Raw genomic sequence first — 1521 nt, 5'->3', positions numbered from 1 at the left:
GGACGGCTCCGAGCACGATCCCCGGGCGCCCGACCGGCTCCGGGAGCGGGTCCGCCCCCGCCCCCGGAGCGCGGCCCGCTCAGCCCACCACCGCCGCGACCGCCTCGTCCAGCACGGCCAGCCCCTCCTCCAGCTCGTCGTTCGTCGAGGTCAGCGGCGGCAGGAGCTTGACCACCTCGTCCAGCGAGCCCGACGTCTCCACCAGCAGCCCCCTGGCGAACGCCTCCGCCGCCACCCGCCGCGCCGCGTCCGGCTCCCGGAACGCCACGCCCCACACCAGGCCACGGCCGCGCACCTGCGCCACGCCCGACGGGTGCGCGACCGCGAGCGCGCCCAGGCGCTCCTGCAGCAGCAGGCCGCGCTCGGTGGTCTGCTTCTCCAGCACGCGGTCGGACCAGAACTCCCGCAGGGCGGCGGTCGCGGTCACGAACGCCGGGTTGCTGCCCCGGAACGTGCCGTTGTGCTCCCCCGGCTGCCACACGTCCAGCTCCGGCCGGAACAGGGTCAGCGACATCGGCAGGCCGTAGCCGCTCAGGGACTTCGACAGGCACACCACGTCCGGGGTGATCCCGGCGGACTCGAAGCTGAAGAACGGGCCGGTGCGCCCGCAGCCCATCTGGATGTCGTCGACGATCAGCAGCACCCCCCTGCGGGCGCACAGGTCCGCGAGGTCGGCCAGCCAGGCGGACCCGGCCGGGTTGACGCCGCCCTCGCCCTGCACGGTCTCGACGATGACGGCGGCGGGCAGGTCGACGCCGCTGCTGCGGTCGGACAGCAGCGCGTCCAGCAGGACCAGGCCGGGCACCGCGCCGCCCGCGAAGCCGTCGTAGGGCACGCGGTGGACGTGCCCCAGCGGGATGCCCGCGCCCGCGCGCTTGGCGGCGCTGCCGGTGACCGCGAGCGAGCCCAGCGACATGCCGTGGAACGCGCCGGTGAACGCGACGACCGACTGCCGCCCGGTCGCCTTGCGGGCCAGCTTGAGCGCGGCCTCCACGCTGTTGGCTCCCGTTGGGCCGGTGAACTGCACCCGGTAGTCGAGCCCGCGCGGCGCGAGCACCCGCTCGGCGAACTCGGCGAGGAACTCCCGCTTGGCGCGGGTGAGCATGTCCAGGCTGTGCGCGACCCCGTCCCGTTCGAGGTAGTCGAGCAGCGCCCGCTTGAGCAGGGGGTGGTTGTGGCCGTAGTTCAGCGCGCCCGCGCCCGCGAAGAAGTCCAGGTAGGCGCGGCCGTCCTCGCTGACGATGCGGCTGCCGCCCGCGCGGTCGAACACCACCGGCCAGTTCCTGCTGTAGCTGCGGACCTCGGACTCGATCGCGGGGGTGGCCATGGCTTCTCTCCTCGGGACGGGGCAGGACGGGGACAGGGCAGGACGGGGCGAGGCAGGACAGGGGCAGAGCTGAGCTGGGCAGGGCGGCGGGTCACCCGGTGAGCAGCGCGCCCGCCGGGAGGAAGGCGACGAGCACGAGCAGCAGGGCGGCCCCCGCGCACCGCAGCGCGGGCCCGCCTCGGCGCACGGCGGCC

At 75.4% G+C, this 1521-nt stretch carries 1 protein-coding gene; it reads right to left on the bottom strand.

The window, feature by feature from the left end:
* Nucleotides 1-79: 79 nt before the first annotated feature.
* Nucleotides 80-1327, bottom strand: coding sequence for a diaminobutyrate--2-oxoglutarate transaminase (gene ectB / locus ACTUAL_RS04360; RefSeq protein ID WP_440899348.1), 1248 nt, complete (start codon nt 1325-1327; stop codon nt 80-82).
* Nucleotides 1328-1521 lie beyond the last annotated feature (194 nt).

Source organism: Actinosynnema sp. (assembly GCF_052038725.1).
Note: the sequence above shows the minus strand (reverse complement) of the source record. Positions and strands in the feature narration are given on the sequence as shown.